The sequence below is a fragment of the Weissella sagaensis genome (assembly GCF_005405285.1).
Taxonomy (GTDB): Bacteria; Bacillota; Bacilli; order Lactobacillales; family Lactobacillaceae; genus Weissella; species Weissella sagaensis.
On the sequence record NZ_BJDT01000006.1, the window covers coordinates 35,440 to 52,438 of the forward strand.

General features: G+C 36.4%; 18 protein-coding genes and 1 other annotated feature. Of the genes, 15 read left to right on the top strand and 3 right to left on the bottom strand.

Annotated elements, in window-relative coordinates; all coding sequences use genetic code 11:
- Window positions 1-19: 19 nt before the first annotated feature.
- Window positions 20-637 carry a GntR family transcriptional regulator gene (locus FFM55_RS06880; RefSeq protein ID WP_042492512.1) on the bottom strand — a complete coding sequence of 206 codons (618 nt, stop codon included), beginning with the start codon at window positions 635-637 and terminating at the stop codon, window positions 20-22.
- 246 nt (window positions 638-883) lie between these two features.
- Between FFM55_RS06880 and FFM55_RS06885 the strand changes: the two genes are divergently transcribed.
- The 7 genes from FFM55_RS06885 to FFM55_RS06915 all read left to right on the top strand — a co-directional run bounded on the left by FFM55_RS06885 (window position 884) and on the right by FFM55_RS06915 (window position 8,346).
- Complete coding sequence (locus FFM55_RS06885) at window positions 884-2,137, top strand: quaternary amine ABC transporter ATP-binding protein (RefSeq protein ID WP_042492514.1); 1,254 nt, start codon at window positions 884-886, stop codon at window positions 2,135-2,137.
- 1 nt (window position 2,138) lies between these two features.
- Window positions 2,139-3,872, top strand: coding sequence for an ABC transporter permease/substrate binding protein (locus tag FFM55_RS06890; protein ID WP_137600766.1), 1,734 nt, complete (start codon window positions 2,139-2,141; stop codon window positions 3,870-3,872).
- Between the two features lie 17 nt (window positions 3,873-3,889).
- Window positions 3,890-4,063 (top strand): hypothetical protein, encoded by a 174-nt coding sequence (locus tag FFM55_RS06895; RefSeq protein WP_228179876.1) that lies wholly within the window; start codon window positions 3,890-3,892, stop codon window positions 4,061-4,063.
- Window positions 4,064-4,294: 231 nt separating this feature from the next.
- Complete coding sequence (locus tag FFM55_RS06900; protein ID WP_042492520.1) at window positions 4,295-5,641, top strand: FAD-dependent oxidoreductase; 1,347 nt, start codon at window positions 4,295-4,297, stop codon at window positions 5,639-5,641.
- 57 nt (window positions 5,642-5,698) lie between these two features.
- Window positions 5,699-5,963 (top strand) — a binding site (T-box leader).
- 47 nt (window positions 5,964-6,010) lie between these two features.
- Window positions 6,011-6,844, top strand: coding sequence for a MetQ/NlpA family ABC transporter substrate-binding protein (locus tag FFM55_RS06905; protein WP_137600767.1), 834 nt, complete (start codon window positions 6,011-6,013; stop codon window positions 6,842-6,844).
- A 13-nt stretch (window positions 6,845-6,857) separates the two neighbouring features.
- A complete protein-coding gene (gene msrA, locus FFM55_RS06910) occupies window positions 6,858-7,388 on the top strand; it encodes a peptide-methionine (S)-S-oxide reductase MsrA (RefSeq protein WP_042492525.1) in 531 nt (176 codons plus the stop codon).
- 13 nt (window positions 7,389-7,401) lie between these two features.
- Window positions 7,402-8,346, top strand: coding sequence for a diacylglycerol/lipid kinase family protein (locus FFM55_RS06915; RefSeq protein WP_137600768.1), 945 nt, complete (start codon window positions 7,402-7,404; stop codon window positions 8,344-8,346).
- An 84-nt stretch (window positions 8,347-8,430) separates the two neighbouring features.
- Here the strand turns inward: FFM55_RS06915 and rnjA are convergent, their stop codons facing one another.
- Window positions 8,431-10,110 (bottom strand): ribonuclease J1, encoded by a 1,680-nt coding sequence (rnjA, locus tag FFM55_RS06920; RefSeq protein ID WP_137600769.1) that lies wholly within the window; start codon window positions 10,108-10,110, stop codon window positions 8,431-8,433.
- A 3-nt stretch (window positions 10,111-10,113) separates the two neighbouring features.
- The gene (locus tag FFM55_RS06925; protein ID WP_042492538.1) at window positions 10,114-10,326 is read right to left on the bottom strand and encodes a DNA-directed RNA polymerase subunit epsilon; all 213 of its coding nucleotides are present in this window, start codon (window positions 10,324-10,326) and stop codon (window positions 10,114-10,116) included.
- Window positions 10,327-10,633: 307 nt separating this feature from the next.
- Here FFM55_RS06925 and FFM55_RS06930 point away from each other — a divergent pair, with 307 nt between their 5' ends.
- The 8 genes from FFM55_RS06930 to rsmD all read left to right on the top strand — a co-directional run bounded on the left by FFM55_RS06930 (window position 10,634) and on the right by rsmD (window position 16,998).
- Window positions 10,634-11,116 (top strand): hypothetical protein, encoded by a 483-nt coding sequence (locus FFM55_RS06930; RefSeq protein WP_042492542.1) that lies wholly within the window; start codon window positions 10,634-10,636, stop codon window positions 11,114-11,116.
- A gap of 44 nt (window positions 11,117-11,160) precedes the next feature.
- Window positions 11,161-11,748 carry a peptide deformylase gene (gene def / locus FFM55_RS06935; protein WP_137600770.1) on the top strand — a complete coding sequence of 196 codons (588 nt, stop codon included), beginning with the start codon at window positions 11,161-11,163 and terminating at the stop codon, window positions 11,746-11,748.
- A 3-nt stretch (window positions 11,749-11,751) separates the two neighbouring features.
- Window positions 11,752-12,042 carry a UPF0223 family protein gene (locus tag FFM55_RS06940; protein ID WP_042492546.1) on the top strand — a complete coding sequence of 97 codons (291 nt, stop codon included), beginning with the start codon at window positions 11,752-11,754 and terminating at the stop codon, window positions 12,040-12,042.
- A 3-nt stretch (window positions 12,043-12,045) separates the two neighbouring features.
- On the top strand, window positions 12,046-12,831 hold the full coding sequence (locus tag FFM55_RS06945; protein ID WP_137600771.1) for an inositol monophosphatase family protein: 786 nt from the start codon (window positions 12,046-12,048) through the stop codon (window positions 12,829-12,831).
- A 73-nt stretch (window positions 12,832-12,904) separates the two neighbouring features.
- Window positions 12,905-14,749: a translational GTPase TypA gene (gene typA, locus FFM55_RS06950; protein ID WP_042492550.1), complete on the top strand. Its 1,845-nt coding sequence runs from the start codon at window positions 12,905-12,907 to the stop codon at window positions 14,747-14,749.
- A 162-nt stretch (window positions 14,750-14,911) separates the two neighbouring features.
- Complete coding sequence (locus FFM55_RS06955; RefSeq protein ID WP_042492553.1) at window positions 14,912-16,129, top strand: FtsW/RodA/SpoVE family cell cycle protein; 1,218 nt, start codon at window positions 14,912-14,914, stop codon at window positions 16,127-16,129.
- Window positions 16,130-16,132: 3 nt separating this feature from the next.
- Window positions 16,133-16,444 (top strand): YlbG family protein, encoded by a 312-nt coding sequence (locus FFM55_RS06960; RefSeq protein ID WP_042492554.1) that lies wholly within the window; start codon window positions 16,133-16,135, stop codon window positions 16,442-16,444.
- Window positions 16,444-16,998, top strand: coding sequence for a 16S rRNA (guanine(966)-N(2))-methyltransferase RsmD (gene rsmD / locus FFM55_RS06965; protein ID WP_042492556.1), 555 nt, complete (start codon window positions 16,444-16,446; stop codon window positions 16,996-16,998). The genes FFM55_RS06960 and rsmD overlap by 1 nt, the downstream gene beginning before the upstream one ends.
- The last annotated feature ends 1 nt before the right edge of the window (window position 16,999 follow it).

Genomic DNA, 16,999 nt, shown 5'->3' on the forward strand with positions numbered 1-16,999 from the left:
GTTTGATATAATTAAACAATTATTCATAAAATAAATTGTAAACATTTTGGAAACTAAGTTCATCACCAACAAAATATAGCGTATCATTTTGATAAATTTTTGCATATGGTCCAGGTGAAAGTGTTAGATGATTTTCATGAAGAATGCCAACTAGTGTTGTACCTGTTCGATGCCAGAAGTTTAAATCACTAATGGTTTGATCAAATATAGGTGAGTCATTCACTAGTTTTAATTCATAAGGGGTAAACGGATTGTGTTGCTTATAGTACTGTGTTTGCTCAATAAATGCGTTCAGTGATTGCGTGAGTTTAACCAGGCCAACTTGTTGTTCTGCAATTTGATTGGTTAATGCTGTTTGCATATTCTGTAAATCTTGCGCATCACTTTCAGAATTAACGAATTCTTGTGCTTTTTCACGTGAAATAATGATAGCACCACTACCATGGCGTGTTTCCACAATGTCTAAGTCTTCTAAGATACTGATAGCACGGCGTGCTGTCTCTGATGAAACACCAAAATTAGTGGCCAATGTTGAACGGGCATGAATTTTAGTGCCCACTTGTAATTGCCCACTGCTAATTTGTTCAGCAATCCTTAGTGCGATAATACGGTATCGGGGTTGTTTAATTGCTGTCATAACGTCCTCCTAAAATCAGCCATATAATTTTAAGGATACCATAGATTAGTGCTTATGTGCTGTTTAAAGTATTTTTAAAATAAATTGGTACTGTATGAATGTAAGCTTTTTATTTGGCCTTTAAACTAATTATAGACGATTGGTATAGTAGTTTTTATTTGACCGAAGTGACAACTTTATGTTTACAATAGAATTGTCACTTAGCGAAAGCATAAAAACTTTCGAACAAGTAGGAGGAGAAAATGTATGTCAAAGGTAAAAATTGAACACCTGACTAAGATTTTCGGAAAACGTGTAAAGCCAGCTTTACAAATGGTTGAGCAACACGAATCAAAAACTGATATCTTAAAGAAAACGGGTGCAACAGTTGGTGTGTATGATGCTAACTTAGCCGTTGAAGAAGGTGAAATATTCGTTATCATGGGACTTTCTGGTTCTGGTAAGTCAACTTTAATTCGGTTGTTAAATCGATTGATTGAGCCTACCTCAGGTCACATTTACATTGATGATGATGATGTATCTAAACTTAATAAGGAAAAGCTACTTGAAGTTCGTCGTAAGAAGATGAGTATGGTATTCCAAAGCTTCGGACTTTTCCCTCACCGTACGATTTTGCAAAATACTGAGTACGGATTGGAAGTCCAAGGTGTTGCCAAAGCAGAGCGTCGTGAAAAGGCCGAAAAAGCATTGGATAATGCTAACCTATTAGCATTTAAGGATCAATATCCTAATCAATTATCTGGTGGTATGCAACAACGTGTTGGTCTTGCTCGTGCGTTAGCGAATGACCCTGAAATTTTACTAATGGATGAGGCGTTCTCAGCACTTGACCCATTAATTCGTCGTGATATGCAGGATGAACTGTTGGATTTGCAAGAACAGTATAAAAAGACCATTATCTTTATTTCTCACGATTTGAATGAAGCATTACGTATTGGTGATCGTATCGCTATTATGAAGGACGGGGAAGTTGTCCAAGTTGGAACTGGTGAAGAAATCGTTACACAACCAGCTAATGATTATGTTCGTGCCTTCGTTGAAGACGTTGATCGTTCAAAGGTGTTAACTGCTGAAAACATTATGATTCCACCATTCTTTACAAATATTGAAGTTGATGGTCCTAACGTTGCTTTGAAGAAGATGCGTACAGAAGAGGTATCCGGACTAATTGCAGTTGATCGTAAGCGTCAATTTAGAGGATTTATTACGAGTGAGGATGCTATTCGAGCTCGAACAGAAGGCCTATCATTAATTGACGTGGCAACTGATATACCAACTGTATCGCCTGATATGTTGGTAATGGATATTATGCCATTAATTTATGATTCACCAACACCATTAGCAGTTGTTGATGAAGATGGTCGCTTACGCGGAACGTTAATTCGTGGTCGTGTTCTGCAAGCACTAGCAGAACACGGTGAAGAACCTGCAGCCAAAAGTGTTGTTGCAGATCAAGCTGAATCCGAAACAGCTCAATTAGAGTCAAAGGAGGAGGTATAGTATGTTTGTTTTAGCGGATTTATTTCCTAAATTACCTTTAGGACCTTGGGTTGATAGTGGTGTTGATTGGTTAACAGATCATCTAGGTGGTTTATTCGATGCATTACAAAGTGCAGGAAATGCTGTTATGAATACCATGACAGGTGGTTTAATGACCATCCCAGTATGGCTATTTATTATTGGTATGACGATTTTTGCCATTTTGATGTTTGGTAAAAAATGGGGAATTCCTCTCTTTACATTTATTGGTTTATTAATTGTTGAAAATCAGAACTTATGGTCTGATTTAATGAATACATTTACGTTAGTTATTATTTCCAGTTTAATTTCGGTTATCATCGGTGTCCCATTGGGGATTTGGATGGCAAAGAATGAGACTGTAAATAAAATTATTCAACCAATTCTAGATTTCATGCAAACAATGCCAGCCTTTGTTTACTTGATCCCAGCCGTTGCCTTCTTTGGTATCGGTGTGGTTCCAGGTGTGTTTGCTTCTGTTATCTTCTCATTGCCACCAACAGTGCGCATGTCAAACTTAGGTATTCGTCAAGTACCTAATGACTTGGTGGAAGCAGCTGATTCATTTGGTTCAACTGGAAAACAAAAATTGTTTAAGGTTGAATTACCTTTGGCTAAGGGAACTATCTTCTCAGGTATTAATCAAACTTTGATGTTAGCATTGTCAATGGTTGTTATTGCCTCAATGATTGGTGCCCCTGGATTAGGTCGTGGTGTATTATCAGCTGTACAAAATGCTGATATTGGTAAAGGTTTCGTTAACGGTCTTGCCTTGGTTATTTTAGCCATTATTATTGACCGTTTCACACAACAACTTAACCGCACACCTGCTGAAAAGTTAGAAACTGCCAAGCCAAAGCATCACTGGAAGGGTTGGACAGCTATTGTAGTTGCCGTAGCCATGATTGGTGGTGGTGTGGTTAACTCAGTAACTTCAGCTAATTCACAAAAAGAATCAATTAAGTTGGTTTATGTACAATGGGATTCTGAAGTTGCATCAAGTAACGTATTAGCACAAGCCATGAAACAACATGGTTATGATGTTGAATTAACACCGTTGGATAACTCAATTATGTGGCAATCAATTGCAAATGGGCAAGCGGATGCTTCTGTATCTGCTTGGTTACCACTAACTCATAAGGCACAATACAATAAGTACAAGTCAGACATTGATCTCGTTGGTCCTAATTTGAAGGGTGCCAAAACAGGTCTAGTTGTACCAAAGTATATGGATGTAAACTCTATTGCTGATTTGCAAGATCAAGCCGGTAAGAAGGTTACTGGTATTGAACCTGGTGCTGGGGTTACAAGTTCAGCTGAAAAAGCTATGAAAGACTATGGTTTGGATAGCAAAGGTTGGCAAGTAACACCATCATCATCTGGTGCAATGGCTGTTGCATTAGGTAAGGCGATTAAAGCTAAGAAAGACATCGTGATTACTGGTTGGGAGCCTCACTGGATGTTCCAAAAGTATGATTTGAAGTACTTGGCAGATCCAAAAAAGACATTTGGTGATGCTGAAACGCTTAATACGATGGCTCGTAAGGGATTGAAAGAAGACAAGCCGGATGCATATAAGGTTCTTAAGAAATTTAAGTGGACCAAAGATGATATGGGTAAGGTCATGCTTGATATTCAAAATGGTAAGTCAGCCACGGAAGCCGCAAATGACTGGATTAAGGATAATCAATCAAAGGTTGATGCCTGGTTCAAGTAAGGAAAATATATAATATAATGTTAACCGAACAAATTGAAGATGCTTGTATATACATCATTGTACTTGTAATTGTGATTGCAATTAGTACAACTGTGATGGCAGACAAGTCGTTATTCGCTCAAGTTGTCATGGCGTTAGGCGCTATGACCGGATCAGTAATGATTGTGAGGGCGTGGCGGAACAATTCATGAGGTTTTAAAGCCATAAAGACTGCAAAGGTCTTTATGGCTTTTTTATTTTGTAATTGTGAATTTTTGTTGACATTATTGTGAAATATTATACAATATAAGTATGTTAAATTGTTGAATTATTTAAAAACCCTAATTAATTAGGTGTTTCAGCGTTTTTAATATTGTGAATAATAATTTAATGTATTTTTTAAAATGGCATCTACGACTAGAGAGTATACGAGGAAAACTAAAATGGTTAAAATCGCAGTAATTGGTAGTACACATGCAGGAACTTTCTCAGCAACACAAATTAAACAACAAAATCCAGACGCCGAAATAACAGTTTATGAAAAAGGAACGACTGTTTCATTCTTATCATGTGGTATTGCACTATGGTTAGGTAATCATGTATCTGATGAACAGCGAATGTTTTATGAAACGCCAGAATCGATGACTGAACAAGGCATTACAATGAAAATGCAACATGAAGTTATTGAAGCTAATTTAGTGACCAAAACAGTACGTGTTAAAAATCTTGTTACTGAAGAAATGGGAACAGAAAGTTTTGATAAAATTATTATCGCAACAGGTTCAAAGCCATTAGTACCAAATATTCCAGGTATTGATAGTGAGAAAATTTATATGATTAAATCGTGGGAAGACGCACAACGTATCAAAGCAGTTTCAAACAATGTTTCACGGGCAATTGTAATTGGTGCTGGATATATTGGTGCTGAGGTAGCAGAACAATTTTCCGTTACTGGTAAAGAAGTAACTTTGATTGATGAAGCTGATCGTGTATTACCGAAAAATTTTAGCCCAGTATTTACGGATCGCATCACAGATGCATTTATTGAAAATAATGTTAACCTAGCTTTATCACAACGAGTTACTGGCTTTGAAGATCTACCAGAGGGTGGCATTCGTGTTAAGACGAATAAGGGGAGCTTTGAAGCTGATATTGCCATACTAGGAATTGGGTTCTTACCTAATACTGACTTATTTGTGGATCAAATTGACATGTTGCCTAATGGCGCAATTGTCACTAATGAATATATGGAGACTAGTATGCCTGATGTGTTTGCGGCAGGAGATGCAACGACAATTTTTTATAATCCAACACAAAAACACGATTATATTCCGTTAGCAACAAATGCCATTCGGCAAGGTATGTTAATTGGTCGTAATATTAATGGGCACAACTTAGCTTATAATGGTACGCAAGCGACATCGGCAGTTGAGTTATATGGTTATGCAATGTCAGCAACTGGTATGAATAAAATGGGAGCACAATTTCGTGATATAGATGTTGTTGAAACAACATATGAAGAAGATTACCGACCTGATTTTATGTTATCAACAACATCCGTATTATCATCAATAACATGGGAAAAGAAAACTCGTCGTGTGGTTGGTGCTGCATTTATGTCAAAACATGATACATCACAAGCGGCAAATGTGGTGTCAGTAGCGATTCAAAATAAAATGACGATTGATGATTTAGCAATGGCTGATTTCTTTTTCCAACCAAACTTTACGCAACCAATTAATTTCATTGGTGCAGTTGCTTTGAAGGCGGTTAATGAAAATATGAAATAACGATTATTAAACTATTGACTTAAAAATAAGAATCATCTAATATAAATATTATAGATTTTAAACAAAGTGATCAGGAAAGTATATGTTAGACTGAAACTTAGAGAGCTACAATTTGGTGCAATGTAGTATGAAGCTGACATGGAAAATGGCCTGTGATTGGGTATTATAAATGGCAAGACTATGAATAATACACGGGTTGGTCTTCGTTATTAGACACACGTATAAACAAAGCATCATATCGCTCCTTGTTTGCACGTTTAGAGTTTCTTTTGAGTAATTAATTGAAAAAAATAGAATGGTAACACGATTAGTCGTTTCTAGGTTAGAGCCTAGAAACGACTTTTTTATTTTACGAAAGAGAGTGTTTTGATGAATAAATTTTTGATAAGTACAATTGGTGTACTGGGGGCTACTGTAATTGGGTCAACGATTAGTACACAAATTATTTCTGCAGATAGTAAACCTAAAACAGTAACAGTTGGTTTAGTTGGTGATTCTGATCGTCAATTATGGGAATATGTAAAAAAAGATGCGGCTAAAAAGTATGATATTAATATCAAGTTAAAATTATTCACTGATTATGTTAAGCCTAATCAAGCATTAGTCGATAATTCAATTGACTTAAATGCGATGCAAACAATTGATTATTTTAATGAGCAAAATAAACATTTAGGTAATAAATTAGTATCGATTGGTAAAACGTATGTGACGCCTATTCGCATGTATTCTGAAAAATATAAAAGTTTGAAAGAATTACCTAAAGGCGCAACGATTATTGTGCCAAATGATGGTTCAAATGAAAAAAGAGCATTAGATGTTTTACAAGATGCTAAATTAATTAAATATGATCATGCAAAGAAGGTTCCCGGTGTTGCGGACATAACGCAAAATAAAAAGAATTTTAAAATTAAAGAAGTAAATTCTGAACAAACAGCATCAGCTCTAAAAGGAGTTGATGCAGGTGTTGTTAATACTAATTATGCGCTAGATGCTAAATTAGATATTGATAAAGCGCTCTATACAGAGCCTGTTAATAAGGCGAATAAAGGATACATTAATATTATTGTTGCCCGTAAGGATAAGCAAAATAAAAAGGTTTACAAACAAGTCGTTAAAACATATCAAACTGAACAAACAAAAAAACATATGCATGACTTATATGGTTCAGCAGAAAAAGCAGCTTGGGATATTAAATTAAAGTAGGAGATAAATTATTATGGCAGAAAAAACAGCAATATTTGCAGGTGGATGTTTTTGGTGCATGGTGGAACCGTTTGAAACATTACCAGGTATTATAAAAGTACGTTCAGGTTATACAGGTGGGTTTAAGGACAATCCAACATATGAAGAAGTTAAAGCACATAAAACGGGTCATACGGAAGCTGTTAAAGTATGGTTTGATGATAGTGTAGTTGATTATAAGGATTTAGTTGACTTATATTGGCAAACTGCTGATCCAACAGATGCGATGGGTCAATTTCAAGATCGTGGCGATAATTACAGACCAGTTATTTTCGTTGCTTCAGATGAACAATTAGCAATTGCTGAAGCATCAAAACAACAATTGGTGGCGTCAGGTATCTTTGGTGATGACCCCATTGTGACTAAAATTGAAAAAGCAGTAACTTTTTGGGATGCTGAAGAAGAGCACCAACAATTTTATCGTAAGCATGCGGATATTTATGCCGATGAAAAACAAGATCGAGATGCTTACAAAAAGAAGTATTGGGATAAAACTAATAAATAACGGTTGTTCATAAATGAAGTATATATTTTTAGTGAATCCGATTGCTGGTAGCGGTCGGGCAAAAAGAAAATGGCGCATATTGCAACAATATTTAATTGAACAATCATTTGATTATGAAATTTATTTTTCAAAAGCAACAGGTGATATTCAAAAGCGTCTGGGAAACCAAGATTACACTGATCCACAACAGAGTATTATTATAATGGGTGGCGATGGTACATTGCACGAGGCAATTAATGGTGTATTACATAATGTAAAAATAGCACAGCAAATACCAATTGGTTACATTTCAGCAGGTTCAGGTAATGATTTTGCTCGACTGTACAGCTTATCTAACGATCCCGTTTTAGCATTTAAAAGAATTGACCAGGCAATGAAATACCGCCAATTTAAGATGATTGATATTGGTAAATATACGAATCAACAAACAAGTATGATAACGTATTTTATAAATAACATGGGCATTGGTATTGATGCAACAGCAGTCCATTTTGCAAATGATTCGCAGACGAAACGTTGGTTGAATAAATTACATATGGGGCAGTGGAGTTATCTAATAGCAGCACTTAAAAGTCTTGTTAAGCAAGAAGCATTTGAAATAATGGTGGAAGATGCTAATCGCCAGCAAATACGGACACAAAAAGGCTATTTTGTGACAATTGCTAATAATCCATATTTTGGTGGAGGAATTAAAATTTTACCCGATGCCGATCCCACTGATGGATTACTGGATATTATTATTGTTGATAAGCCGCAGCATATTTTTCGCCTTATTTGGTTATTGGGTGCATTGTTTAGGGGAAATTATTATCAATATTCAGAAGTCAATCATATTCAAACAAAACAAATGATTTTGAAAACAACGAGATCTGAATATAGTCATTTAGATGGGGAATCAGTATCACCTCAAATATTTGACGCAAAAATTCAATTAATTAAATATCCGATATGCTTTTAAAAAAAATAAAAAGCCACTTAGCTTGATTACAAATAATATGTAACAAGCCAAGTGGCTTTTTTATTTTTTTAAAAAATCTGTGTACTAAATCATAATAAACATTGGCAAAATCAACGGACGTCGTTTTGTTTGTTCAAATAAGAAACGTTGTAGCTGAGAAACAACCGCATTACGAATAGTGTGATCATTTGCTGATGTCTCATGCATTGATGATAAGATTGCGTGGAAAATAACTTTACGACCTTCATTGATTAATTCTTCAGATTCACGCATGTAAATAAAACCACGTGAAAGAATGTCTGGTCCAGCAGTAATTTCTTTGTTCTTTAAATCAATTGTTGCAACAACAACGACTAAACCGTCTTCAGATAACATCTGACGATCACGCAAAACAGCAGTACCAACATCACCAATACCATTACCATCAACGTAAGTATCTTGTGCAGGTATTTGACCCACGACATGTGCTTCATTAGGGGAAACTGCCAGAACGTCACCATTGTCTAGGACGAACGTATTCTCCTCGGGGACACCAATGTCATGACCTAATCCTTCATGTACTTTAAGCATACGGTATTCACCGTGAATAGGCATAAAGTACTTTGGTTGCATTAATGATAGCATTAGTTTTTGTTCTTCTTGACCACCGTGACCAGAAGCATGGATGTTATTAATTTTACCATGAATAACATTAGCGCCTGCTTCTTCAAGTTCATTGATAACTCGGTTAACAGATTGTGTATTACCTGGAATTGGAGAACTTGAAAAGATGACAGTATCATTGGGTTGAATAGAGATTTGTCGATGGGTTCCGTTTGCGATACGTGCTAAGGCAGCCATCGGTTCACCTTGAGAACCTGTTGACATAATCAAAACCTTTTCTGGTGGTAGACGATTAATTTCATGGGCATCTACTAACATATCATCAGGAATATCTAAGTAACCTAAAGCACGACCATTGTTGACAGCGCCTTCCATTGAGCGACCAAACACAGCAATTTTACGACCATGTGCGATAGCTGCCTCAGTAGCCATTTGGATACGAGACATATTTGAAGCAAAGGTTGCAAATATAATACGACCGTCAATTTCATTAAAGAGCTTGTTAATGGTCTTACCAACCCAACGCTCAGATTTTGAAAATTCTGGGCGTTCGGCATTGGTTGAATCAGACATTAATAACAATACGCCTTCTGAACCAATTCGCGCCATTTTTTGAAGGTTAGGTGGCTGCTTAGTCGTGGGCGTCAGATCAAATTTAAAATCACCGGTTTCTACGATAGTTCCTGAAGGTGTATGAACAGCAACACCATAAGTATCAGGAATTGAGTGGGTTGTACGGAAAAATTCAACACTCATTTTATCGAATTGTAGAACAGTATCTTCATTAATTTCATGAAGTTCCGTACTATTAAGAAGTCCATGTTCATCCAATTTGTTTTTAATTAGCGCAATTGCAAGTGGACCAGCATAGACCGGCACGTTAACAGCATTTAGAAAGAAATGAATAGCGCCAATATGGTCTTCGTGTCCGTGTGTAATAACAAGGGCCTTGATTTTATCTTTGTTTGCTTTTAGGTAAGAGTAATCAGGAATGACATAGTCAATTCCTAAAAGTTCATCTTCTGGAAATTTGACACCAGCATCAACAACAATGATTTCATCACCATATTCAATACCATACGTGTTTTTTCCGATTTCTCCCAAACCACCCAAAGCATAAACAGCTGTTTCATCAGGCCGAATAGTAAAATCAGTCGTCATAGATTAAAACTCCGTTAGTTTAAAATTTGGGCTTTGTTGCTCGTAAGCAAGTGCCTTTTCTGATAGTTGTTCAATGTGTTCAACATTAAATTCAGTATTTTTTTCAACAGCCAAACGTGCTGAAGGCAAATCAACTGCATCTAAATAGATAGATTGTGTGTTTTCGCGCTCTGGGCTTTGAAATGAATTAGGTTGATAGTAAACTTTAAAAATCATAGTAATAAAGTGCTCCTTATGTTTTATTCCGAATCTTCTTATAGAGTAAGTTTAGCAGAAAATCATGTTATCGGCTACTTAACTGTTAAGTTGATGGTTTATTATCTGGATATGGAATAGTACATATCCAGATGAGTTTGATAAGACAAATGGATAAGTAATATCATGATTAAGCTTAAATACTAGTGTGTTGAAATTATTTTGTTAAAATAATTACTGAATATTGGTCTGCTTAATCGTTTTTTCGCCTGAATTCAGGTACACTAGATATAGTAAATTTTTACAATTTTAAATAGTGGAGGATGTTATGTGGTTTCTGTGGCTAGTATTGATTATTATATGTATTATGATTGCCCTAACTATTTACCGTCGCTATGGTCGCCGTTTGACAGAACGTCAAATCATTACTTCACAGCAAGTGGTTAACCATGCCCTCACTTATGCATTGAAAGATCTTAATGACGCACTTTATTTGGTGCCAGATAAACAAATATCTTCAACTTTGGTTGCAAATATTTGGGGACATGAAGTGATGGCATTTGAATTTGTATTACCAGTTTCTGATTTGCAAGAAGTGATTGTGGTACGACAAGCAGTTAATAATGCGCTAAGAGAGTATGCTGAAAAAAACAATCTAAAAAGTGCAGCAACTGACGAAATGGCCTTGTTAGTCACTGATGTTTGGTATGATGCCCGTGTACCGGAATTACATATTGATATTGCTCATATAACAAATCAAGAAACAGCGGCCTATATTAGAGATTTAAGGAAATTAAATCAACCGGTATAGAGTTTGGTATACTAAATATAAATATAAAACAGGAGATTTTAAAGATGTATTTGATGAATGAAATTGTGCGTGATGGTAATAAAGTATTGCGTGAACGAGCAACTAAAGTTGAGTTTCCTTTATCTGATGAAGTAAAAGAAGTATCAAAAAATATGATGGAATATTTAGTTGTTAGCCAAAATGAGGAAGAAAATGAAAAATATGGATTACGTCCAGGTGTCGGTTTGGCTGCGCCACAAGTTGGTGTATCACAACAGTTTTCATCTATCTTAATTCCCTCTGATGATGTAGAAGAATTGCAAGAAAAGCCTGAAAATGATGATGAATATTACTTTAAGGGGACCATTTATAACCCAGTGATTACACGTCAGTCGGTAAAACAGGCTGCTTTATCTATGGGGGAAGGGTGCTTGTCTGTAGACAATGATTTGCCTGGTTATGTTAATCGTGCTTATAAAATTACAGTTAAATTTCAAAATGAGCAAGGCGAACAACAAGAGTTGCGCTTATCAGGGTATCCAGCAATTGTCTTTCAACATGAAATTGATCACTTACATGGTTCTTTGTATTATGATCATATTAATAATAAAGATCCATGGCACCAAACAGACAATACACGTTATTTGGGGTAATGTATGATGATACAATCAGATAAAAATTTTGCCTATCCAATATTACCGGGATGGGACAAGACAGATATTATTGTGACTAGTAAATTTTATTCGGCAATTGCAAATGCATATGAAATCGGCATTGACCGTCAAGATTTATTAGAGTCGTATGCAGCGTTCAAAACTGTTGTACCAAGTAAGAGTGAAGAGAAACAAATTGGTCGAGAATTTGAAAAGGATTCGGGCTACAGTATCTACAAAACAATAAAATTTGCTCATCAAACAACTAGTCAGCGTATTAAAATGGAGAGCTAGCATATGGATCAAATACAATTACAGAAGTTAGATACGACAGTATTAAAATGGTTGGATCAGGTCCATCATTTAGTTGAGCAATGTGTACAGCAACGCATGCAAGTAGATACAAAATCTAGCCATCGAGATTTAGTGACGAATGTAGATCGCGAAGTTGAACAGTATTATGTTCAACATATTCGTAATTTTGATCCAGAAGCAAAAATTTTAGGTGAAGAAGGCTTTGGGGATGCCGTTAAGTCAATGAAAGGACGAATTTGGTTTGTTGATCCCATCGATGGCACCATGAATTTTGTTAAGCAACAAGCTGAATTTGCAACAATGGTCGCTGTCTATGAAGATGGTGAACCAGTCATGGCTTGGATTATGGATGTGCAACAACATGATATTATCCATGGTGGTCCTGAGTATGGTGTTTTCCATAATGGTGAGAAGCTAGAACTATCTGTTGATATTGGTTTGGATGAGGGGCTAGTAATTTTGTCAGGAGCTCGTTTGTTGTATGAAGAACCAGGATTTCCTCAATTAGCCAAAGCAGCAATAGGTTATCGGGTTTATGGCTCAGCTGGTATTTCATATTTACATGTTTTAACAGGGAAAGCGGTTGCTTATTTGAGTCGGATGCGACCATGGGATTTTGCAGCAGGTGTCACTTTGGCGAAATCTTTGGGATTACGTGTCGGAACGATTGACGAACAACCTATGAATATGTTAGTATCAGGTTCAGTACTTGTAGCGACAGACAAAGCATACGCAGACATTATGGCACTTTTACAAAAAAAGAGTTAGTGTTGTTGTTATAATTGATGTTTGTTACACCGGTTAAGAAAAAAGTGACGTATTCGTCAAGGAGAAGAAAATTTTGGCAAAACGCGAAAATATCCGAAATATTGCAATTATTGCCCACGTCGATCATGGAAAGACAACGTTGGTTAATGAATTGTTGAAGCAATCTGATACGCTAGATTTGCGTACAGAATTAGGTGACCGAGCAATGGATACTAACGATCTTGAAAAAGAGCGTGGTATTACCATTCTATCAAAGAACACAGCTGTTAAAGTTGGTGATAAGCAAATCAATATCATGGACACGCCAGGACACGCGGACTTCGGTGGTGAAGTTGAGCGTATTATGGGTATGGTTGATGGTGTTTTGCTTGTTGTCGATGCCTTTGAAGGAACGATGCCTCAAACACGTTTCGTGTTGAAGAAGGCCTTTGAGCAAAACTTAACACCTATCGTGGTTGTTAACAAGGTTGACCGTCCTGGTGCACGTCCATCAGAAGTTGTTGATGAAGTTTTGGACTTGTTTATTGAATTGGGTGCTGATGAAGAACAATTGGACTTCCCAGTTGTTTACGCTTCAGCTATGAATGGAACATCATCATATGACCCAGATGTTGATACACAAGAACACACAATGACACCAATTTTTGAAACTGTCTTTAAGACTATTCCTGCGCCAGAAGATACATCAGCAGAGCCATTGCAATTCCAAGTATCACTTTTGGATTATAATGATTTCGTTGGACGTATTGGAATTGGTCGTGTCTTCAATGGTACGATTAAAGTTGGTGACTCAGTTGCTGTTATGAAGGCAGATGGGTCAACCCCTAACTTCCGTGTTACAAAGTTGTTTGGTTACATTGGTTTGGATCGTATCGAAATTGATGAAGCACAAGCTGGTGATTTGATTGCTATTTCAGGAATGGACGATATTTCAGTTGGAGAAACTGTTGTAGATCCTGCACACCCTGAAGCTTTGCCATTACTTCACATTGACGAACCTACATTGCAAATGACTTTCCGTACAAATGATTCACCATTTGCTGGGCGTGAAGGTAAATTTGTTACAGCTCGTCAAATTGAAGACCGTTTGACTCGTGAATTGCATACTGATGTTTCATTACGTGTTGCAGAGACTGATGAAGCGGGAGCATGGTTAGTTTCTGGTCGTGGTGAATTGCACTTGTCAATTTTGATTGAAAACTTACGTCGTGAAGGTTTTGAATTACAAGTTTCACGTCCACAAGTTATTATCAAGGACATTGATGGCGTACAATCAGAGCCATTTGAAGCTGTGCAAGTTGATACTCCTGACGAGTACTCAGGTTCTGTTATTGAGTCATTGAACCAACGTAAGGGTGAAATGCGTAATATGGAACCAACTGGTACTGGAACAACTCGTATGGACTTCCTAGTACCATCACGTGGTTTGATTGGTTACTCAACTGAATTTATGTCATTGACTCGTGGATATGGTATTTATAACCACACATTTGAGTCATATGGACCAATTGTTAAGAACTGGAATCCTGGTCGTCGTAACGGAACGCTTGTTTCAATCAACCAAGGTCAATCAACGACATATGCTATCATGGGTGTTGAAGATCGTGGAACGATGTTCATCCATCCTGGTGACGATATTTATGAAGGTATGGTTGTTGGTATGAATAGTCGTGATAATGACATTTCTGTCAATGTTACAAAGGCTAAGAACCAAACTAACGTGCGTTCATCAAATAAGGATCAAACTGCTTCTATCAAGACGCCACGTGATATGACGCTTGAAGAATCATTGGAATTCTTGGATGATGATGAATACGCCGAAGTAACACCAGAAAACGTTCGTATCCGTAAGCAAATTTTGGTTACAAGTGAACGTGAAAAGGCTGCTAAGCGTCGTAAGATGTCACAACAAGGCTAATTCAAAATAAAAGTTAAAAAGTTGTTGCCCATGTTAATTATGGACAGCAACTTTTTTCTTTATTGTTATGACGAAAATATGATATCCGTTAATGCATTATTAGCTATGGGAGTAGATGTGATAAAATAGAAAAAGCTATTTATAAAAGAGGAGCTTATTGATATGGAAGCAAAAAAAGAACAGGTGCCTAAAAATGGGGTAAATAAAATTAACCTGATCAACCGAATAAAAAATAGGTTTCGTTATTTAGATTTGTGGTTGCTCATTCCTATTATCGCCATCATGATTTTTGGTGATGCTATGGTATACACAGCAAGTACTAATATGGCTACCGGATCAGCTAGCAGCTTTTTAAAAAAACAGGCATTGTTTGGTGTTTTAAGTTTAACCACAATATTGATTATTTTTATTTTTAAAATTAAATGGGAATCAAAATTTATTAATCGTTCAGTTTTAGCTGTAAATATTGGTATTTTGATAACAATGGGCATTACGTTACTAGTAGGGCCAGTGACGTCCGGCGCGAAAGGCTGGATTTATATTGGATCTTTTGGAATCCAACCTGTTGAATATTTTAAAATTAGTATGATTTTGTACATTGCCCATCGCTTCGCTAGGAAAATACCTAAAACTAAGGCATGGTTTCCGAATATCCGATTATGGGATGTTATGATTCCACTTACAGGAATAGGCTTAACAATATTAATGCCTGATATGGGAGGGGCGATTATTTTAATTCTGATATTGGCGATTGTTATGACAATGGCTGGTGTTAGAAAAAGAGCATTGTTAACCTTTTTAGCAGTAGTAGTTTGTCTATATATAGCAATTCCATTTTTATTACCAGTTTTGGGCAGACTGCCATTTTTCCAGTATCAACTAGCCAGATTTGATGCATATGTTAATCCTTGGTTAGCTGGTGATGCAGGACATCAATTAATTAATTCTTACTATGCTATTAGTAATGGTGGGTTGTTTGGCCGTGGCTTAGGCAATAGTATTCAAAAGACAGGTTATTTGCCAGAACCTAATACCGATTTCATTATGGCCATTGTAGGTGAAGAATTAGGTGCAATTACTATCTGGCTTGTTTTGATTGTATTTGCGGTGATTATATGGCGTTTGATCGTGATGGGAATTCGTGCGCGTCACATGAATCAACGACTTGTTTTATATGGTATTGCAACTTATATTGTGGTTCAAATTTTAATTAATTTAGGTGGTGTCGTAGGTGCCTTACCAATTACCGGTGTGACTTTCCCGATGATTTCATATGGTGGTTCTTCGCTACTGTCATGGGGAATAACTTTTGGTGTTGCACTAAATATAATTGGTCAAATTAAATCAGAAGCAATGAATTATCCAGTTAGAAAGGAATAACTAATGGCATTTATGATGCAAGCAAGGCGCAGCGTGATTGTTTATTTAAAAAATGTACGTCAAGCTCGTCAATTACGCCGTTTTGGTGTAGTTAATTATATTTCAGAAAAAATGAAATACGCAGTAATCTATATGGATGAAGAAGATATTGAAACTAAAACAAAGTTGATTGAAAGATTGGGATTTGTAGATTCAGTTAGTATTTCTCATTGGCCAGAAGTTGATACAACGGTAGGTAGTGAGGAAGATTCATTTGAATTAACCGTTGATCCGAATGAATTAGCAGATGAGCCAATAGACGAAGAGGAATTGTAATGCGAATTGTAAGTGGTGATTTTGGTGGTCGTTCATTGAAGGCTGTGCCTGGCAATGCGACACGACCAACAACTGATAAAGTAAAAGAAGCCTTGTTTAATATAATTGGGCCTTATTTTGATGGTGGTCGTTCACTAGATTTATATGCTGGATCTGGTGGGTTAAGTATTGAAGGTGTCTCACGTGGTATTTCAGAAGCTGTACTTGTTGATCGTCAATATGCAGCCATCAAAACAATTAAAGAAAATATAGCAGTTACAAAACATGCAGAACAATTTAAAGTCATTAAAAGCACAGCTGAGACAGCAATTCAACGATTAAAAGGTGGCTTACCATTTGATGTCTTGTACTTTGATCCGCCATATGCTAAACAAACCATTGTAAAGGATTTGGAAGAGCTACAAGCAGCCAAGTTGATTAATGATGATGCGTTAGTAATAGCAGAAACAGACCAATTTGCTGATTTACCAGAAGTTTTGCCAGGATTTGAATTAATTAAGCAAAAAGATTATGGTATTACAGTTATTACGATATATCGTTATACAAAGGAGTAAG